Source organism: Nocardia sp. NPDC005366 (assembly GCF_040606855.1).
Classification (GTDB): domain Bacteria; phylum Actinomycetota; class Actinomycetes; order Mycobacteriales; family Mycobacteriaceae; genus Nocardia.
Window position 1 is genome coordinate 314,078 of record NZ_JBEXFQ010000004.1, and the last position, 18,104, is coordinate 332,181.

The 18,104-nt window shown below is 66.1% G+C and carries 15 protein-coding genes; 11 read left to right on the plus strand and 4 right to left on the minus strand.

Going from position 1 to position 18,104, the window contains the following annotated elements; translation table 11 throughout:
- Nucleotides 1–4: 4 nt before the first annotated feature.
- The 3 genes from ABZS43_RS07295 to ABZS43_RS07305 all read right to left on the minus strand — a co-directional run bounded on the left by ABZS43_RS07295 (nucleotide 5) and on the right by ABZS43_RS07305 (nucleotide 3,606).
- On the minus strand, nucleotides 5–1,135 hold the full coding sequence (locus tag ABZS43_RS07295; RefSeq protein WP_355034943.1) for a M24 family metallopeptidase: 1,131 nt from the start codon (nucleotides 1,133–1,135) through the stop codon (nucleotides 5–7).
- Nucleotides 1,125–2,360 (minus strand): Xaa-Pro peptidase family protein, encoded by a 1,236-nt coding sequence (locus tag ABZS43_RS07300; protein WP_355034944.1) that lies wholly within the window; start codon nucleotides 2,358–2,360, stop codon nucleotides 1,125–1,127. Before ABZS43_RS07300 ends, ABZS43_RS07295 begins: the two co-directional genes overlap by 11 nt.
- Before the next feature lie 76 nt (nucleotides 2,361–2,436).
- Nucleotides 2,437–3,606, minus strand: coding sequence for an amidohydrolase family protein (locus ABZS43_RS07305; protein ID WP_355034945.1), 1,170 nt, complete (start codon nucleotides 3,604–3,606; stop codon nucleotides 2,437–2,439).
- A 440-nt stretch (nucleotides 3,607–4,046) separates the two neighbouring features.
- Between ABZS43_RS07305 and ABZS43_RS07310 the strand changes: the two genes are divergently transcribed.
- From ABZS43_RS07310 to ABZS43_RS07360, 11 genes are all read left to right on the plus strand, one after another.
- Nucleotides 4,047–4,652: a helix-turn-helix domain-containing protein gene (locus tag ABZS43_RS07310; RefSeq protein ID WP_355034946.1), complete on the plus strand. Its 606-nt coding sequence runs from the start codon at nucleotides 4,047–4,049 to the stop codon at nucleotides 4,650–4,652.
- The gene (locus ABZS43_RS07315; RefSeq protein WP_355034947.1) at nucleotides 4,649–5,155 is read left to right on the plus strand and encodes a hypothetical protein; all 507 of its coding nucleotides are present in this window, start codon (nucleotides 4,649–4,651) and stop codon (nucleotides 5,153–5,155) included. Before ABZS43_RS07310 ends, ABZS43_RS07315 begins: the two co-directional genes overlap by 4 nt.
- A gap of 324 nt (nucleotides 5,156–5,479) precedes the next feature.
- Nucleotides 5,480–6,973 carry an aldehyde dehydrogenase family protein gene (locus tag ABZS43_RS07320; protein WP_355034982.1) on the plus strand — a complete coding sequence of 498 codons (1,494 nt, stop codon included), beginning with the start codon at nucleotides 5,480–5,482 and terminating at the stop codon, nucleotides 6,971–6,973.
- A gap of 34 nt (nucleotides 6,974–7,007) precedes the next feature.
- Nucleotides 7,008–7,802: an ABC transporter permease gene (locus tag ABZS43_RS07325; RefSeq protein WP_355034948.1), complete on the plus strand. Its 795-nt coding sequence runs from the start codon at nucleotides 7,008–7,010 to the stop codon at nucleotides 7,800–7,802.
- Between the two features lie 10 nt (nucleotides 7,803–7,812).
- Nucleotides 7,813–8,658 (plus strand): ABC transporter permease, encoded by an 846-nt coding sequence (locus ABZS43_RS07330; protein ID WP_355034949.1) that lies wholly within the window; start codon nucleotides 7,813–7,815, stop codon nucleotides 8,656–8,658.
- 5 nt (nucleotides 8,659–8,663) lie between these two features.
- A complete protein-coding gene (locus tag ABZS43_RS07335) occupies nucleotides 8,664–9,818 on the plus strand; it encodes an MCE family protein (RefSeq protein ID WP_355034950.1) in 1,155 nt (384 codons plus the stop codon).
- On the plus strand, nucleotides 9,815–10,840 hold the full coding sequence (locus ABZS43_RS07340; protein WP_355034951.1) for an MCE family protein: 1,026 nt from the start codon (nucleotides 9,815–9,817) through the stop codon (nucleotides 10,838–10,840). Before ABZS43_RS07335 ends, ABZS43_RS07340 begins: the two co-directional genes overlap by 4 nt.
- Before the next feature lie 2 nt (nucleotides 10,841–10,842).
- On the plus strand, nucleotides 10,843–11,877 hold the full coding sequence (locus tag ABZS43_RS07345) for an MCE family protein (RefSeq protein WP_355034952.1): 1,035 nt from the start codon (nucleotides 10,843–10,845) through the stop codon (nucleotides 11,875–11,877).
- Nucleotides 11,874–13,112, plus strand: a complete 1,239-nt coding sequence (locus tag ABZS43_RS07350; protein WP_355034953.1) for an MCE family protein — start codon at nucleotides 11,874–11,876, stop codon at nucleotides 13,110–13,112. The genes ABZS43_RS07345 and ABZS43_RS07350 overlap by 4 nt, the downstream gene beginning before the upstream one ends.
- Nucleotides 13,112–14,275 (plus strand): MCE family protein, encoded by a 1,164-nt coding sequence (locus ABZS43_RS07355; RefSeq protein WP_355034983.1) that lies wholly within the window; start codon nucleotides 13,112–13,114, stop codon nucleotides 14,273–14,275. Before ABZS43_RS07350 ends, ABZS43_RS07355 begins: the two co-directional genes overlap by 1 nt.
- A gap of 2 nt (nucleotides 14,276–14,277) precedes the next feature.
- Nucleotides 14,278–15,759: an MlaD family protein gene (locus ABZS43_RS07360; RefSeq protein ID WP_355034984.1), complete on the plus strand. Its 1,482-nt coding sequence runs from the start codon at nucleotides 14,278–14,280 to the stop codon at nucleotides 15,757–15,759.
- A gap of 8 nt (nucleotides 15,760–15,767) precedes the next feature.
- On the opposite strand, the gene ABZS43_RS07365 is transcribed toward ABZS43_RS07360, so the two are convergent.
- Nucleotides 15,768–17,969, minus strand: a complete 2,202-nt coding sequence (locus tag ABZS43_RS07365; RefSeq protein ID WP_355034954.1) for a serine/threonine-protein kinase — start codon at nucleotides 17,967–17,969, stop codon at nucleotides 15,768–15,770.
- Nucleotides 17,970–18,104 lie beyond the last annotated feature (135 nt).

The window sequence follows — 18,104 nt, forward strand, 5'->3', positions numbered from 1 at the left end:
GCTCCTACTCTTTCCAGTACGGGCTTGTGGTGAGAACCTCGGAACCGTCATCGGTGATGAGCACCGAGTCACGCCCGAAGACCGCGCCGACCCCCGATTGCCAGACGTAACCGGTGACGGCGAGAACCATTCCCGGCTCCAGCCGTTCGGCCGCCGCGGTCGCGCGCAGATGCGGCGAGACGACGGGCGGGTCGAAGCCCATGCCGAGTCCACGCGCGACCGGCATCGGCGGTAGCGGTTCGCCCGCGCTCTCGTAGACCGCGAGCAGATCGGAGGCGGGAGCACCGGGACGGCACGCCTCGAGCAGCCGGGCCCACAGGGCCTCCCACCGCCGGTACAGCGTGCGTGTGGCGGAACGGCTCGAGTCGGGATCGCCGACCGGAATCGTGCGGCCGACCTCTCCGATGTATCCGTCGCCGAGCGCACCGGAGGAGAAGGCGACGAGATCACCCTCCCGGGCACTGCGGTCACCGCTGGCACGCCGCCAGGGATGTTCCTTGGAAGTCACCCAGGCCGAATCCTGGGTGGCCGGCGTGCTGATACCGCCCGCGGTCATCGCCTCGAGCAGGATGCCGGTCAACTCCTGTTCGGTACTGCCCGGCCGTAATTCGGCCACGGCCGCCGCCAGGCCCGCCTGCGCGACACGCAGTGCGCCGCGCAGGACCTCGATCTCCGCCGCGGTCTTGATCCGGCGCGCCGCCCGCATCGCGATCTCTCCGTCGACGATTTCGGCGTTCGGGAACGCCAACGGCAGCAGGTTCGCGTAGCCGGGGGACAGCGCGTCGGTGCCGACCCGCTGTGCGGTATCCGCGCCCTCGATGCCGCGCAGGACCGCGACGAGAGTCATCGGATTCCACGCGAGGCCGTACAGGTGATCGTGCGGGATGTCGTCGGGGATGCCTTCGTCCCAGCTGCTCAGCAGGTGGACGTCACCGGTTTTGCGGACCAGCGTCGCCACCGGGCCGAACGGTCGCGTCCCGGCGACCCACAATTGCGGGGCGCCCGCGACATATCTGGCGTTCGCCTGCCGTCCGAGTACGAGGATGTCCAGGTCATGGGCTTGCATCTGTGCCAGTGCGCGTTCGCGCCGCCCATGCCGCAGGGCGCGATCGTCCGGCAGTATCTCAATTCCCATAGGGCGCATAGGGGTAGTCGGTGAGGGCCGTCCAGCCCTCCTCGGTGATGACCACGATTTCCTCGCTTCGGTAGCCTCCGGTGCCGTCCTCCCAGACCACGGGCTCGAAGACGAGCACCATGCCTGGTTGCAGGACGAAACCCTCGTCGTATTCCTGGCCGAGATCGGTGCCGAGCATCGGCATCTCCGCCGCGCTCACGCCGATTCCGTGTGAGAGATAGAAATGCGGCAGCCACGGACGGGCGCCGCCGTTCGCGGCGATGGCCGCCGCGGTCAGATCCGCGCCGGTATTACCGGGACGCACCGCGTCCAGCACCGCGGTCATGATGTGGCGCCACTGGTCGAACTGGGCCTGCTGGCGCGCGGTAGGGGTTTCGCCGACGATCCAGGTGCGCCCGAAATCCGAGCAGTAGCCGCCGTAGGTGATGCTGACGTCGGTCCACAGCACATCGCCCGCCGCGAGTTCGCGTTCGGAGGTGAGCAGCGGCAGGGCCAGATCGCCGTGGGTGGTCCAGACACCGTCTTGTTTGCGTTCCGGCATCACCTGCCAGATCGCGTCGAGCATGGTCGCGGTGGCGCCCAGTTCGAAAGCCCTGCGCACGAAACTCGCCGACAGGTCGATCTGGCGTCGCCCTGGCGACAGCGCCGCCTGCACGTCGACCATCGCCCGCTCGGTGATGCGGCACGCGGTGCGGATACAGGACAGTTCGTCCTTGGTCTTGATCAGTTTCGCGGGCCCGATGACGGCCGCGGCGTCGCGTGGCGGGCTGCCGGGGAACAGCAGGTGCGGGGCCCGCATCATCGCGCCGGTGCATTCGTCGACCGCGACGGTCGCCCCGCCCGGCACGATATCGCGCAGCAAGCCCGCGAAAGCGGCTACGCCCTCGTCGAATTCGAGATAGACGGGTCCGTGCAGGTGGTCCGATGGCAGATCGGATTCCTCGGACGCGCCCTCACGGAACGGCAGGAACAGATGCGGCCACGGATCGCCCGCGACGACCACCGCAACGGGTCGTTCGACATGGGACACGCCCGCGTCCCCGAGTGGCCAGCTCGCGCCGGTGGCGTAGACGACATTGCTGTTGTTCAACAGGATCAGCGCGTCGACGCCCTGATCGCTCATGGACGCGCGTAAGCGCGCACCGGTTTCCCGGCGCATCCTGGCGCGGTCCGGTGTATCCGGTATTTCGAGAGCTGAGGGAGTCGCGGTCGCGAACGTTGTCATGGAGTTTGCGTCACTTTCCGAGGCGCGGCTGAAGGCACGGCTGAAGGCACGGCTGAGAGCACGGCTGAAGGCACGGCTACAGACCGAGGAAGTCCTTGACATTGCCGCTGACGATCTTCGCGGCGGCTTCGGGGCCCACCGCGTCGACGACGGCCGCCAACGACTTCTCCGAATAGCCGAAAGTGCTCTCGTTGTGGGGGTAGTCGGAGGACCACATGACCCTGTCGATGCCGATCAGGTCCACCATCGACAGGCCGAGCGGGTCGACCATGAACGAGGCGCGCATATTGTTGTCCCAGTAGTGGCGCACCTCGTGTTCCACCGGTCGGTTCAGCATGTGCTGGAAGGACGCCAGCATGTGCTCGGCGTCCTGGATCGCGGCGGGAACCCAGTTGATACCGCCCTCGAACCAGCCGATGCTCAGGTTGGGGTGCCGGTCGATGATGCCGCTGAAGATGTACTTGCCGAACATCTCCCGGAAGGGCGCGACATTGTGCATCATGCCGACGGCGACGCTGTTGACCTCGCACGGGGCCGACAGCGGCGCCTCGCCGATGTGGTGGGAGACGGGAACGCCCGACTCCTCGATGGCATCCCAGACCGGGATCATCGCGGTGCTGCCGTAGTCGATGCGGACGCCTTCGTTGTCCTTGCCCGCGGAGAGCGGGAGCAGGAATGTCCTGAGGCCGAGGGATTTCAGCTCGGCCAGGGTGCGGCGCGCCCCCTCGCCGTCCCACCAGTTGATCAGTCCAACGCCGTAGAAGCCGCCGCCGGACTCCTCCTGCAACTGCGCGATGTACTCGTTGTACACGCGGAAACAGAGTTCGCGGACCTCGGTGTCCGGGTAGAACAGAAGGGCGAGCAGGGCATTGGGGAACGCGAGTTCCTTGGCGATGCCGTCACCGCGCAGGTCGCGTGCGCGGGCGGCCATGTCCCGGCTTCCGGAACCGGCCAGCGGGTCGTACTGCATCAGCACATGGCTGAAATCACCTGCCACGAAGGACTTTCCCTTGCGGCCGAGCATGTAGGCGCCGTCCTCGTACCAGACCCGGGGCGCGCGGTCCTTCATGTTCTCGGGGAACCGCTCGTAGAAGATGTCGTCCGCCAGGGAGATGTGGTTGTCGGCCGAGAACACCTCGGTGCCCTCGGGGAGGCCGACCTTGCCCTCGGCGTGCCCACGCCGGTCCTTGGGCGGTGCGAATCCGCCGGGGGGATACAGCGACGAGCTGCTGATGGAAACCGACATCGTGAGCCTCCAGGGGAGTGATTCGTGAACTGTCGTCATCTCTTGCGCGGTGCGGATTCGGCCATCGGGTGTGGAGTGCGCCGACTCGCGTCGGAGCCTCGCCGAGGACGCGCACCGCGTCAGGTGCCGCGGGAGCGGCGTACCAACCAGATGATAGACGCGATTCCATTTGAGGGGAATGGCATTTTCGTTTTCAGTTGTGCCCGCTCTCGAGACGGTAAAATTCGGGGCGAGATAATGCCAGCTCAGGCAATGAGAATGATATTTCCAAAAAAGAGAACAGGACGCCTCGTCGGATGTTTGCGCACCGTACGGACCGCGGGGCGCGCGAGGCGAACCGCCGTGTGACGCGCCCTGATAATTCGGGCGCCTGAGACCCTTGTCACATGGCCGGAACCGGCCTACCGTATGTTCACTAGGTTAGTTGATCGGGGTTCGCAATGACATCACCGCGCCCGTACGCTTCCCTCTTCGCCAAGGGTGAGGATCGGCGGCAGCGGATCTTGGCTGTCGCCCAGCGGATGCTCACTCGTAGTGGTTGGCGCAGTACGACACTCGCGCAGATCGCGCGCGAAGCCGGGGTCACCCCGGCGGGGCTTCTGCATCATTTCCAATCGAAGGAGCAGTTGCTGCATGCGGTACTCGATGCGCGTGACGCGGACGACGCCGCGGTCTCCGATCTGACCGGTGACCTGATCGAGGAGATTCGCAAGGTCGCCGATCGCATAGAACGCACACCAGAATTGGTGGGCACTTTCGTCGTATTACTGGTGGAGAACCTGCTGCCCGAGGCTCCCCTCCACGACCGGCTCCTCAACCGTTGGAAGGTGGCCGTCGACATCGTCGCCGAGTCCATCCGGCACAACCAGGAGATCGGACGATTCCGGACCGATTTGGATCCTGACATTCGGGCTGTGGAAATCGTCGCCTTCATCAATGGAATGGAGCTCTCATGGCTGCTCGACCACTCGATCCCGCTCACCGAGGTGTTCAACGAGTACACGAGGTCGTTGGCTCAGGACTTCGCCCCGGTAGCGAAGTCATGAGGTATCGCCTCGACGTCGTCGGCACGAGCATCGCCGACGTGGTGCAGAACGCGGGCGGCTGGCTATTCGATCGCGCGGTAGCGGGCTGGGATGTCACCGTCATGGTTCCCGGCACCGGCGACGCGCGACCGCTACAGATCCTCGGCGCCGAAATGCTCGATCTGGAAACGGTTCTCGCGGCGGGCGGGCGCGGTCGCAGGCCGCAGGCGCTCGCCGTGGCCGCCAATATCTGCGAGGTCGACTCCCGCGCTCGCAGTGGTCTGCTGAAGGCGCTCGGCCACGGCGGCATCGAGGTCGTGGTGTGGGGCGAGGGCTGGCCGCTCGGCAGTGATCACGGCGTCGATCCGGTGCTGCACCGGCTGAGCCTGGCGGCCCAGGCGTTCAAGGCGCACGCGCTCGCCGCGGGCGCTGTCCCGATGACCTCGGTCGGCTCGACGGAACTGTTCCGCAGCGGGGTGCTCGATCATCCGCCCGTCGGCGCGGATCTCAGCCCCGTGGGCTGACCTCGCCGATATCTGTTGTCTCGTCATCGGCGGCGACGCCCGGCGTACCGTGCCGGCCGTCGCCTGCCATGAAACCTGCTGGACCCCAATAACTCTCATCCCGCACAGGCTCGGGGATGGGCATGTTCCGGCAGTGCGCGGCCTGTTCGCGTCCCGGACGCGGCCCGCCGCCGCTGTCGCGCGCCCATGGGCCTGATCACGCGTACTTACGCGCGTCTTCCAGGAGGAATCCATCCCTTGCGGGTATTGAATTCTCGGTCCAGAGATGTGACGCTGTTCGGAAATGAGAACGGTATTTTCATCGAATCTCGAGTGGGGCAGATGATGCACTCCGAATCCACCACAGTCCAGACGAGTACCGCGGCTGCGTCCGCGGCCGGTGATCGCAGGCTGTTGATCGACGGCGAACTGGTCGGGACCGCCGCGACGTTCCCGTCGATGAACCCCGCTACCGCAACGGTTCTCGGATACGCGCCCGATGCGACAGTCGAGGATGCCGACGCCTGTGTCGACGCCGCGCGTCGCGCGTTCGACACCACCACCTGGTCGACCGACGTCGAATTCCGCATCCACTGCCTGGATCAGCTGCACCGGGCATTGCTCGACAACACAGAGGAATTGCGCGAGCTGACCATCGCCGAGGTCGGCGCGGCCCGGCTGCTGACACCGGGACCGCTGGTGGAGGCTCCCATCGAAATCGTCCGCTACTACTCGGATCTGCTGCGCGACTACCCGCTCACCGAGGAACTCGGCGAGATCGAGGTACGGGGGCAGAAGCATCGCCGGTGGGTCGAGAAAGAGGCCGCCGGGGTGGTGGCCGCGATCATCGCCTACAACTATCCCAATCAGCTCGCCCTCGCGAAATTGGCTCCCGCCCTCGCGGCCGGATGCACCGTGGTGCTCAAAGGCGCACCCGACACCCCGCTGGTCACCCTGGCGCTGGGGGAGTTGATCGCCGAGCACACCGATATCCCCGCGGGCGTGGTGAACGTGCTCAGTTCCTCCGACGCGGCTGTGGGCCGCGCACTGACCTATCACAGCGGTGTCGACATGATCACCTTCACCGGATCCACCGCGACCGGACGACGCATCATGGCCGCGGCCAGTGAGACGGTCAAGCGGGTCTTCCTCGAACTCGGCGGCAAATCGGCCATGGTGGTACTCGACGACGCCGATTTCGGTATGCCCGCGATGTTCTCGGCGTTCAGCATGGCCTCCCACGCGGGCCAGGGATGCGCGCTGACCTCACGGCTGATCGTGCCGAGGCAGCATCACGACGAAATCGTCGATCTGGTGGCGAACGGTTTCGCCAATATTCCGTACGGCGATCCCTCCCATCCGCACACCTATATGGGCCCGTTGATCAGCGAGCAGCAGCGCGACAAGGTCGACGGCATGGTCCAGCGCGCCATCGCGGCGGGCGCCACCCTGGTGACCGGCGGCGAGCGCGTCGACCCCGGCTACTTCTACACCCCGACACTGCTCACGAATGTGCACCCCGACAGCGAGATCGCCCAGGAGGAGATCTTCGGACCGGTGCTCGTCGTACTGCCGCACGACGGCGACGACGACGCGGTCCGGATCGCGAACAATTCGATCTACGGGCTGGCAGGCGGGGTCTTCAGCGGTGACGAGGACAGGGCGATCGCGGTCGCGCGCCGAATCCGCGCGGGCGCGTTCATGATCAACGGCGGCCACTACTTCGCGCCGGACACCCCGTTCGGCGGATACAAGCAGTCCGGCATCGGCCGGGAGATGGGCCGCGCCGGACTCGAGGAGTTCCTGGAGAGCAAGACCTTCGCGACGGTGGTCTCGTGAGCGCCGTGGCGGCGCGCCGAGGACCGGCGGCCTGATGGCGGGGCGGGGCAGGTGGTCCCCGGGGATCTCGCGCGGCTACTCGACACCGTTGCAGATGGTCGGCGGACTGTTCGCGATGTCGGCCGACGCGGTGAGATTCGCGTTCCGGCGGCCGTTCCAGACCCGCGAATTCTTCGAGCAGTCCTGGTTCATCGTCCGGGTGTCGATGGTGCCGACGCTGCTGGTGGCGATCCCGTTCACGGTGCTGGTGAGTTTCACGCTCAACATCCTGTTGCGCGAACTCGGCGCGGCGGATCTGAGCGGGGCGGGCGCGGCATTCGGCGCGGTCACCCAGGTCGGTCCCATGGTCACCGTCCTGATCGTCGCGGGTTCGGGCGCCACCGCGATGTGCGCCGATCTCGGTTCGCGCACCATCAGGGAAGAGATCGACGCCATGCAGGTACTCGGCATCGACCCGGTCCAGCGACTGGTCACCCCGCGCATGCTCGCCTCGGGTCTGGTCGCGCTGCTGTTGAACAACCTCGTCTGCATCATCGGCATCCTGGGCGGTTACGCGTTCTCGGTATTCGTCCAGGACGTCAACCCGGGGGCGTTCGCGGCCGGAATCACGCTGTTGACCGGGATCAACGAGGTGATCATCTCCTCGATCAAGGCACTGCTCTTCGGTCTCGTCGCGGGTCTGGTCGCCTGCTATCGCGGGCTGATCGTGACCGGCGGGGCGAAGGCGGTCGGCAACGCGGTGAACGAGACGGTCGTCTACGCGTTCATGTCGCTGTTCGTCATCAATGTCGTCGTCACCGCCATCGGTATCCAGATGACGGTCAGGTGAGGAGCACGCCATGACCCTGACCGCGCGATATCCCGTGGCGGCCCGCCGAATACGCACGCCGATCGTCGGCCTGCGCCGCATCGGCGACCACACTCTCTTCTACCTGAAGGCGCTGGCGTACGCCCCCTTCGCGGCCTGGCGCTACAAGCGTGAGACCATCCGCCTCATCGCCGAAATCAGCATGGGCGCGGGCGCTCTCGCGGTATTCGGCGGTACCGTCGTCATCGTCGGGTTCCTCACCCTCGCCACCGGAGGCACCCTCGCGGTGCAGGGGTACAGCTCGCTGGGCAATATCGGCATCGAAGCGCTGACCGGATTCCTTTCCGCCTTCATCAACGTGCGCATCTCCGCGCCGGTCGTAGCCGGAATCGGCCTCGCGGCGACCTTCGGGGCCGGGGCTACCGCGCAATTGGGGGCGATGCGCATCAACGAGGAGATCGACGCGCTGGAATCGCTTGCCATCGATCCCATCGCCTACCTGGTCGGCACCAGAATCGTGGCGGGCATGATCGCCATCACCCCGCTCTACGCGCTCGCGGTGATCGCCTCGTTCATCGCCAGTCGCTTCACCACGGTCTTTCTGCTCGGTCAATCCTCCGGGCTCTACGACCACTACTTCTCGACCTTCCTGAATCCGATCGACCTCATCTGGTCCTTCGTGCAAGCGATGCTGATGGCCTTGACGATCCTGTTGATCCACACCTATTTCGGCTTCTTCGCCAGCGGCGGCCCCGCGGGTGTCGGGATCGCGGTGGGCAATGCGGTGCGCACCTCGCTCATCGCCATCGTCTCGGTCACCCTGCTCGTCTCCCTGGCGGTCTACGGCGCCAACGGCAACTTCGATCTGTCGGGGTGAGGGAAATGTTCGACAATGTCTGGCGTCCCCTGTCGGGCCTGCTGACCATCGTGGTCGGCGTGGCGATCGTGGCTGTCTCGGTGGTCATGTTCAACGGCGGTCTCACCGACACCGTCCCGGTCACCGTGCTGTCGCCGCGCGCGGGCCTGGTGATGTACCCGGATGCCGACGTGAAGATGCGCGGTGTCACCGTCGGGAAGGTGGATTCGATCGACGAACGGTCCGACGGACTCGCCGCGATCCGGCTGGCCATCCGCACCGATCAGCTCGCGATGATCCCCGCCGACGTCACCGCCGAGATCACCTCGACCACCGTCTTCGGCGCGAAATTCGTCCAGTTGATCCCCTCCGCGCGTCCGACCACGCGGACCATGTACGCGGGACAGGTCTTGGACGCCGAACATGTCATGGTCGAAATCAACACGGTCTTCGAACAACTCACCTCGGTACTGTCGAGGATCGAACCCGAGAAGTTGAACGAGACCCTCGGCGCGATCGCGGCGGCGACCGGCGGGCACGGCGGCCAGGTCGGGCTCATGCTGAGTGATCTGGAAACATTCCTCGGCAAGCTGGAGCCCGGATTGCCCGCCCTGCGAACCGATCTCGCGCTCGCGCCCGCGGTGCTGAACACCTACGCCGATTCCGCGCAGGCGCTGGTGGATACCGCGGGCAATGCGACGAATGTGAGCCGGACCCTGGTGGACGAGCAGCACAATCTCGACGCGCTGCTGGTCGGGTTGATCGGCTTGGCCGATGTCGGCACCCCGGTGCTCGCCGACAACGGTGCCGCGCTGGCGCGGACACTGCGACTGCTGGTGCCGACCACGTCGCTGACCAACGAATACAACCAGGCGCTGAACTGCTCGCTCGAGGGTTTCGGGCAGTTGGCGTTCGCGCAACCCGTCGACGTGCCAGGACTCGGCCTTTCCGCGAATTTCCTCTGGGGCACCGATCCCTACCGGTACCCCAACAGTCTGCCGAAGGTCGCGGCCACGGGCGGGCCGCAGTGCTCGGTACTGCCCGTGCCCTATGAGGGCAAGCCGCCGTTCGTCGTGGCCGATGTCGGCGCGAACCCGTTCGAGAAGGGAAATCAGGGCGTGGTGCTCAATGTCGACACCCTCCCGCAGGCGCTGTTCGGACCGCTGGGGACGCCGCGATGAGGGATGCCAGGAATACACCGCTGGTGAAGTTCGGCGTGTTCGCCGCGGTCATGGTGGTGCTGTCGGGATGCCTGATCCTGGTCTTCGGCCAGTATCGAAGCGGCTCGACCTACGAGTACGGCGCGGTCTTCGAGGATTCGTCGGGACTGCGCTCCGGCGATACCGTCCGGGTCGCGGGCGTCGAAGTCGGCGTCGTGCGCGCAGTCGAGTTACGCGACGACCATCGGGTGGCGGTGCGCTTCGACGCCGATCGCGCACTGGCGCTGACCACGGGAACGACCGCCGCCGTGCGGTACCTGAATCTGGTCGGCGATCGCTATCTGGAACTCACCGAAGGTCCCGGATCTACCGAAATCCTTTCCGAGGGAACGGAGATCCCGCTCGAGCGCACGTCCCCCGCCCTGGATCTGGATATGTTGCTCGGCGGTCTGAAACCGGTGATCCAGGGATTGAACGCCAAGGACGTCAACTCGCTGACCTGGTCGTTGCTCGAGATCGTGCAGGGCAGGGAGGGATCACTGGATTCGCTGCTCGCCAGAACGGCGTCGTTCACCTCCACGCTCGGACGTGACAATGTGGTGGTCGAGCAGGTGATCGACAATCTGAACACGGTGATGTCGACGCTCGCGCGGGAGGGTGACCGCTTCACCGCCACCATCGACCGCCTCGAACAGCTCGTCAGCCAACTCGCCGAGGACCGCGATCCCATCGCCGCGGCGATCGACGCGCTCGACAACGGCACCGCGACGGTCGCCGACCTGCTCACCCGGGCGCGACCGCCGCTGGCCGGCACGGTCGACGAACTGGCGCGGCTGGCTCCGCTGATCGATGACGACAAGGACCGTCTCGACGCCGCGCTGCAACGCGCGCCGGACAACTTCAGGAAGCTGGTGCGAGCGGGCGCGTACGGCAATTTCATCCAGTACTACATCTGCGCCGTGACGGTCCGGGTGACCGACGAATCCGGTCAGGTGCTCGTCCTGCCGTGGATCGAACAGACCACAGGAAGGTGTAGCCCGTAGTCATGCTCCGATATCGCGGTGAACATCTGTTCCGGCACGGACTCGTCGGGGTCGTCCTCGTGGTCTGCGTCATCCTGGTGGGATTGCAGTCCCAGCAGTTCATCACCTGGGCCACCACCGTGCGCTACGAAGCGGTATTCACCGAGGCGGGGGGACTGGCCGTCGGTGACGATGTGATCGTGTCCGGGGTCAAGGTCGGCCGGGTGACCAAGGTGCGTCTCGACAACGGCGACGCGCGCGTGGTTTTCGCGGTCGACGAGACCATCCGGCTCGGCGACGCGACCTCCGCGCATATCAAGACCGGCTCGCTGCTCGGCAAACGGATACTGACACTGAATTCCGCGGGCAGCGCCACGATGCGGCCGTTCGACGTCATTCCGGCCTCGCGCACCTCCTCGCCCTACTCGCTGACCGATGCCGTCGGCGACCTGACGACCGATATCACCGATATGGATACCGACTCGCTCAACAGGTCACTGGATATGCTCTCCGCCACGCTCGACCGCATCGCGCCGCAACTGGGGCCCGCGTTCGACGGTCTGACCGCGCTGTCGAAATCCATCAACAGCCGCAATGATTCGATGCGGGAACTGCTCGCGGCGACCACCGACGTGACCGGAATCCTCGCCCAACGCGGTCAGCAGCTGAATTCGCTTATTCTCGACGCGAATTCGCTGCTCGAGGTGCTGGCCGCGCGCAGACAGGCGATCGTCGACCTGCTGGCCAATACCGCCGCGGTGTCCAGGCAGCTCTCCGGCCTCGTGGCCGATAACGAAGCCGAACTCGCGCCGACCCTGGATCGGCTGAATTCGGTGGTCGCCATGCTGGAACGCAATCGCGACAATATCGCCGCGGCGCTGCCCGGTCTCGCGAAAGTGGCGCTGACGCAGGGTGAAGCCGTTTCCGGCGGGCCGTTCTACAACGCCTACGTGGCGAATCTGATCCCCGGGTCGTTGATCCAGCCGTTCATCGATCAGGCCTTCGGCGTGCAACCGCAGAGCCAGATCCCGATACCGCACCCGGAGCCGCCGCGATGACGAGAAGCCGAATCCTGCGCATCGGCGCGATAGTCGTCGTCGCCGCGACGCTGGTCGCCTGCGCGGTCACCGGGTACCGAATAGCGTTCGGGCCCAAGCGGATCAGCGCGATCTTCACCTCGGCGACCGCGATCTACGAGGGTGACGACGTGCGGGTGTCCGGGGTGAAGGTCGGCAGGATCGCCGCCATCGAGCCGCACGGGACCACCGCCGAACTGGTGCTCGACATCGATCGCGACATCGCTGTTCCGGCGAACGCGAAGGCGGTGATCATCGCCCAGAGCCTGGTCGACTCGCGCTATGTGCAGCTGACGCCCGCCTACCGCTCCGAAGGCCCGACAATGGCAGACGGCGCGGTCATCCCGGTCGAGCGGACCGCGGTGCCGGTCGAATGGGACGAGATCAAGACCCAGCTGACGCGGTTGGCCACCGACCTCGGACCGGGCAGCGCGATCTCCGGCAGTTCCACCGGGCGATTCATCGATAGCGCCGCGAACGCGTTGGCGGGCAACGGCGATAAATTGCGCGAGACGCTGGCCCAGTTGTCCGGTGTCGGCCGGATACTCGCCGACGGCAGCGGGAATATCGTGGATATCATCGGCAATCTGCATCAATTCGTCGCGGTCCTGCGGGGCAGCACGGAGCAGATCGTGCAATTCCAGGACCGGCTCGCCACACTGTCCAGCGTCCTCGACGACAGCAGATCCGATCTGGACGCGGCGCTGACCGAGTTGTCGATCGCGGTCGGCGAGGTGCGGCGATTCGTCGCCGAGAACCGTGACAGGGCGAGCGAACAGGTCCAGGGGCTGGTGAATGTCACCCAGAACCTCGTCGACAACCGTGGCGATCTGGAACAGCTGCTGCATATCTTCCCGACCAGCATGGCCAACTTCTACAACATCTACAACCCGGAGACCGCCACCGAGGCGGGGGTTTTCGTGCTGAACAATTTCTCGAATCCGATCCAGTTCGTCTGCGCTTCGATCGCGAGTATCGAGACCGCGACAACGGAGGAATCGGCGCGCAAATGCCGCGACTATCTCGGCCCCGTCCTCGGTCTGCTCAATTTCAATTACCTGCCCTTCCCGCTGAATCCGCTGCACGGGCCGTCCGCCCGACCGGAGAGCCTGATCTACACCGAACCCGATCTCGTGCCCGCGGTGGTGGACACCCAGGGTCCGCCGCCCGCCGCGCTGCCGAGTCTGGTGGACATCCTGTTTCCGAGCGGAAGGTGATGGTCTTGTCGCGCAGAAGAATTCGGGACATACCACACGGCGTCCGGCTGGCCGCGCTCAGTGTGTGCGTCGTACTGGCCTGCACCGGGTGCGGGTGGCATGGCGTGAATTCCCTGCCGCTGCCCGGCGCCCCGGGGCGCGGCGAGGATTCGACCGTGATCCAGGTCGAGATGGCGAATGTCGGTACGCTCGTAGCGAATTCGCCGGTCCTCATCGACGATGTGGTGGTCGGCAGTGTCAGCGCCATCGGACTGCGCGGCTGGCACGCGGTGGTCGAGGTTTCGGTGGACGCCGATACGGTGGTCCCCGCGAATGTGGTCGCGACCATCGGGCAGACCAGTCTGCTCGGCTCCAGTCATCTGGCGCTCAACACCCCGCCCGGTGTCGCGCCGAGCGGTCGATTGGAATCGGGTGCGACGGTCCCGCTCAACAGAACCTCCACGTATCCGTCGACCGAGCAGACCTTGGCCTCGCTGTCGGTCGTGGTGAACGGCGGCGGACTCGGCCAGATCGGCGACATCATCAACGATCTCAACGACGCGTTCGCGGGCAGACAGGAACAGGTGGGGTCGTTGCTCACTCGTCTCGACACCTTCCTCGGCGCGCTGGACGAGCAACGCGGTGAGATCGTCGCCTCCATCCACGCGCTCAACCGGTTGGCGGGAACCTTCGCCGCACAACGCGATGTCTTGACCGAAACCCTGCGCACCCTGCCCGCCGCTCTGGACGTGCTGATCGAGCAGCGGCCGAATATCACGCTCGCGCTGGATAAACTCCACACCTTGAGCGACACCGCCACCGCGGTGATCACCGATGTGCAGTCCGATCTCGTGACGAATCTGCGCAATCTGGAGCCGACCCTGCGCTCGATCGCCGATGTCGGCCCGAAACTCGATGCCGCGCTGGCCTACGCGACGGTCTATCCCTACGGTCAGAAAACCATCGACCGCGCGGTCCGGGGCGATTACATCAATCTGCACGCGACCGTCGACCTCACCATTCCCCGCCTGCGACGCGAACTGCTGATGGGAACACCGTGGGGCGATCCCACCGCGGTCATCCAGGCCGCGGTCGGGGATCCGGGGTATGCCCGCCAGACCTCGAATCCGCTCGGTGTCGGCATCACCCCCGATTCCGCGCCGCCGACCGGCGGAGGCCGCTGATGCTGCTCTCGCGTTTCGTCCGAATCCAGTTGGTGCTGTTCTCGATACTGTCGGTCATCGGGTTGGTCGTCATGGCTACCGTGTACATGCGGCTGCCCACGCTGTTCGGCGTCGGGACCATCGATGTCACGGTGGATCTGACCGATACCGGCGGGCTGTACCGATTCGGGAATGTCACTTACCGCGGGGTCCAGGTCGGCAAGGTCACCGCGGTCGAATTGACTCCCGACGGGGTCCGTGCCCGCCTGGCCATCGATGGCGGACAACGGATTCCCGCCGATCTGGTCGCGGAGGTACGCAGTGTGTCGGCCGTTGGCGAGCAGTATGTCGACCTGCGTCCGCGCACCGATTCTCCGCCGTATCTGCACGACGGATCAGTCATCGAGTCGGCCGACACCACGGTGCCGCAACCGGTCGGCCCGATGCTCGACAGCCTCAGCGCCCTGGTCGCCACCATTCCGAAGGAGAAGTTGCACGAACTGCTCGATGAACTGTTCAAGGGGGTCAACGGTGCTGGCTACGACCTGAATTCGCTGCTGACCTCGGCGCAGGTCCTGTCGTCCGATCTCAACGGCGTCGGCGACACGGCGCGGGCATTCCTGGAAGACGCCGCCCCGTTACTCGACACCCAGGTGCGCACCGCCGACGCCATTCGGATCTGGACCCGAAGCCTCGCCGGGGTCACCGGTCAGGTGGTCGCCGACGATCCGCAGATCCGCACGCTGCTCGACACCGGACCCGGATTCGCGCAGGAGGCGACGCGACTGCTCGACTCGGTGAAATTGACGCTGCCGATTCTGCTCGCCAACCTGACCAGCGTCGGCTCGCTGGCGGTCACCTATCACGCGGGTCTGGAGCAATTGCTGGTGCTGCTGCCGCCGTCCATCTCGATGATCCAGGCGGTACAACCGAGTAATAACGCCTCGGGTCTCGGACTCGGCACCTTCCGGCTCGGCGGCCTGTCCGATCCGCCCGCGTGCACGGTCGGCTTCCTCCCGCCGTCGTCGTGGCGCTCGCCCGCCGAGACCGACACCATCGACACGCCAGAAGACCTGTACTGCAAACTGCCGCAGGATTCCCAGATAGCGGTGCGCGGTGCGCGCAACATCCCCTGCGCCGCCGTCCCCGGTAAACGCGCCGCGACGGCGGCCATGTGCAACAGCGACGAGCACTTCGTGCCGCTGTCCACCGATCAACCGCTACTCGGCCCGTATCCGACCGATCCCAATCTCGAATCGCAGGGCGTCCCACCCGATTCCCGCCGGGTACCCGCCGAGCACCAGCATCAGCCCGCGCCGCCGGGCGTTCCCGGTCTGCCGATTCCGAGTGCGGATACCGCGCCCGCGGCGCACTCCCCGACGATCGGCATCGCGCACTACGACCCGCGCACCGGCAAATACCTCTCGCCCGACGGAACGATGTACCAGCAGTCGGATCTGGTCGCGGGCGCCACGCGGGTCTGGACGGATATGCTGCCGCACTGACCGGCCGACTACCGCCGGTTCGACGCGGAGATGGCGCGTTCGTAGGCCCGCAGATCCTCCTCGAGTTTGCGGAACAGCCAGTAGTCGATGATGAATCCGACGACGCCCGCCAGACACAGCCAGCGGATCGGATCGATGACGAGCGACACCTCGGCCGGGGTGAGGAACATGAGGCCGGTGACGACGCCGATCAGCGGAATCGATGCCGCGACAGCGAGATAGCGGGTACTTCGGCGACCCAGTCTGCGCAGGTCGTCGTAGTCGCTGCTGGTCGCGCCCCTGGTCAGCAGGGTCGGGTAGACACACCGCACGACGAACAGGGTGACGAAGAAGAAGGGGTACGCGACGGCGATGGTGGCGCTGACCGCCATGGACGCGGTGAAATGCAGAATCTGGCCCCTGGTGAGATCGGTGTAGACGAGCAGTCCGGCCAGGAACGCGACACCGGACACCGCCCACCCGCCGAAGGCGATCAGGGCAACCCGGTCGCCGTCGACCAGGGTGTCGGTTCTCGCGAGCGCGAGAGTCCGCGCGTCGTACTGCCTGCCGCGCCGCAGCCCGCGCCACACCAGGAATACCCGGCGGCACAGGTAGCAGGTCACCAGCACGACCGTGGCGGGCACGGTGAGTTCGATGACGGCGCTGATCTCGCGTAGGCGCACCCGCTGATCGGCGGTGATCCACGATTCGATCAGCGGGCCGTTGTGCAGATTGCTGTACAGCACGCCCAGGCCGCCGCCGATCGTGCTCGCCAATGTCACGATCGCCAGCAGGGACCACGGGCCGACCTTAGCGCGCAGGCTGCCGCTCGGCGGGTCGACCAGGTCGCGGGCTCGCCGATCCAGGCACAGATCGAATTGCTGTGCCAGATCCGCGCCGCTGATCCAGCGGTCATCACGTTGCGGGGCAAGACATTTCAAGAGAATGCGACGCAGCGTCGGCGGGCAGTCCCGCGGCAGCTCGGACAGGTACCGCGCGTCGATCGGGGTGCGCCGCAGCGCCAGCATGCGCTCGAGTGAGGTGTCGGATCGGCCCGCGCCGGTTTCGTCGTCGAAGGGTCGGCGACCGGTCAGCAGCTCCCAGAGCATCACCCCGAGGGCGTAGATATCGCTGCGACCGTCCAGATCCGCCGCGGAGGTCGGCAGCTCGGGATGGCAGGCGGCGAGCTGTTCGGGCGACATATAGACGAGTGAGCCGCCGAAGTACGCGATCGGGCTCGCGCCCGCGACATGGTGGCTGAAGCTGATATTGAAGTCGGCGAGTTTCGGCACTCCCTCCGCGGTGAGCAGGACATTGGCGGGTTTGATATCCCGGTGCAGCACACCCTGGCGTTCGGCGTGATCGAGTGCGGCGGCGAGTCTGCTGCCGAGCCAGGCGACCGTTTCCGGCCAGGAGTATTCGGCGATGGCAGACCTGGTGGCGGATTCGCTCGGGCCGATACCGCCCGCACTCGACATCGACCGGTCGACGGCCTCCAGCAGCAGCCTGCCGTCGCGTTCATCGGGTGGCCGCTCCCGCACCAGGTCGAGTAGCGCCGACATCGTGCCGCCGGGAACGTACTCCATGTACATCAACTTGAGTTCCCGGTCGGCGATCAGCCGCTGATCGAAAACACGCACGATGTAGTTGTGATCCAGCCGCGCCAGCGTTTCCGGTTCGGTGCCGCGATTATGCGAGATCTTCACCGCGACCAGCCGCTGCATCGATCGCTGCCTGGCGAGGAACACTCGCGCGAAGGCGCCGCTGCCCAGCGCGACGAGCAGATCGAAATCGCCGAGCCGATCGCCCGCCTCGATTCCTTCCAGCGCCTCCTGCGCCCACGGCCGGGCCAGCATGGTGCTGCGATAGTCGGACGTGGTCGTCGGCGTGACCGCCTCGGTCTCGCCCGCGTGCCCGGATCGGCGCAGTGCGTGGAATTCCTCGTACGCGAGATCCGGCGGGATCGGCACGTCCCTGAGCTCCGCGAATTCGGCCAGGTAGTCGGTCAGGCGCTTGGGATGGTCGTAGCGCAGCCAGCGGTATTCGAGATCGACCTTGATCAGTTCGACCAGGCACAGCCGCCGGAACTCCGGCGCCTCGGGCAGATATCCGGCCAGATCGGGGGGTGTTCCGCGAGCGTCCCAGTCTGCGGCGAATCGCGCGACGATCGAGGCCAGCAGCGACCGAGTTCGGGCGGCACCGTCCGAAACGATCGTCGGTTCCATTCTCATGACACCCGCACCGCCCATGACTACCGGGCCGGACGATCCGACCTGCCCGCCGAGCACAGCCCGGCAACCGCTGATAGTTCATACAGTATGCCCCGTGTTCGCGAGCGGGTGAGCGCACGGATCGAGGCGGGTGGG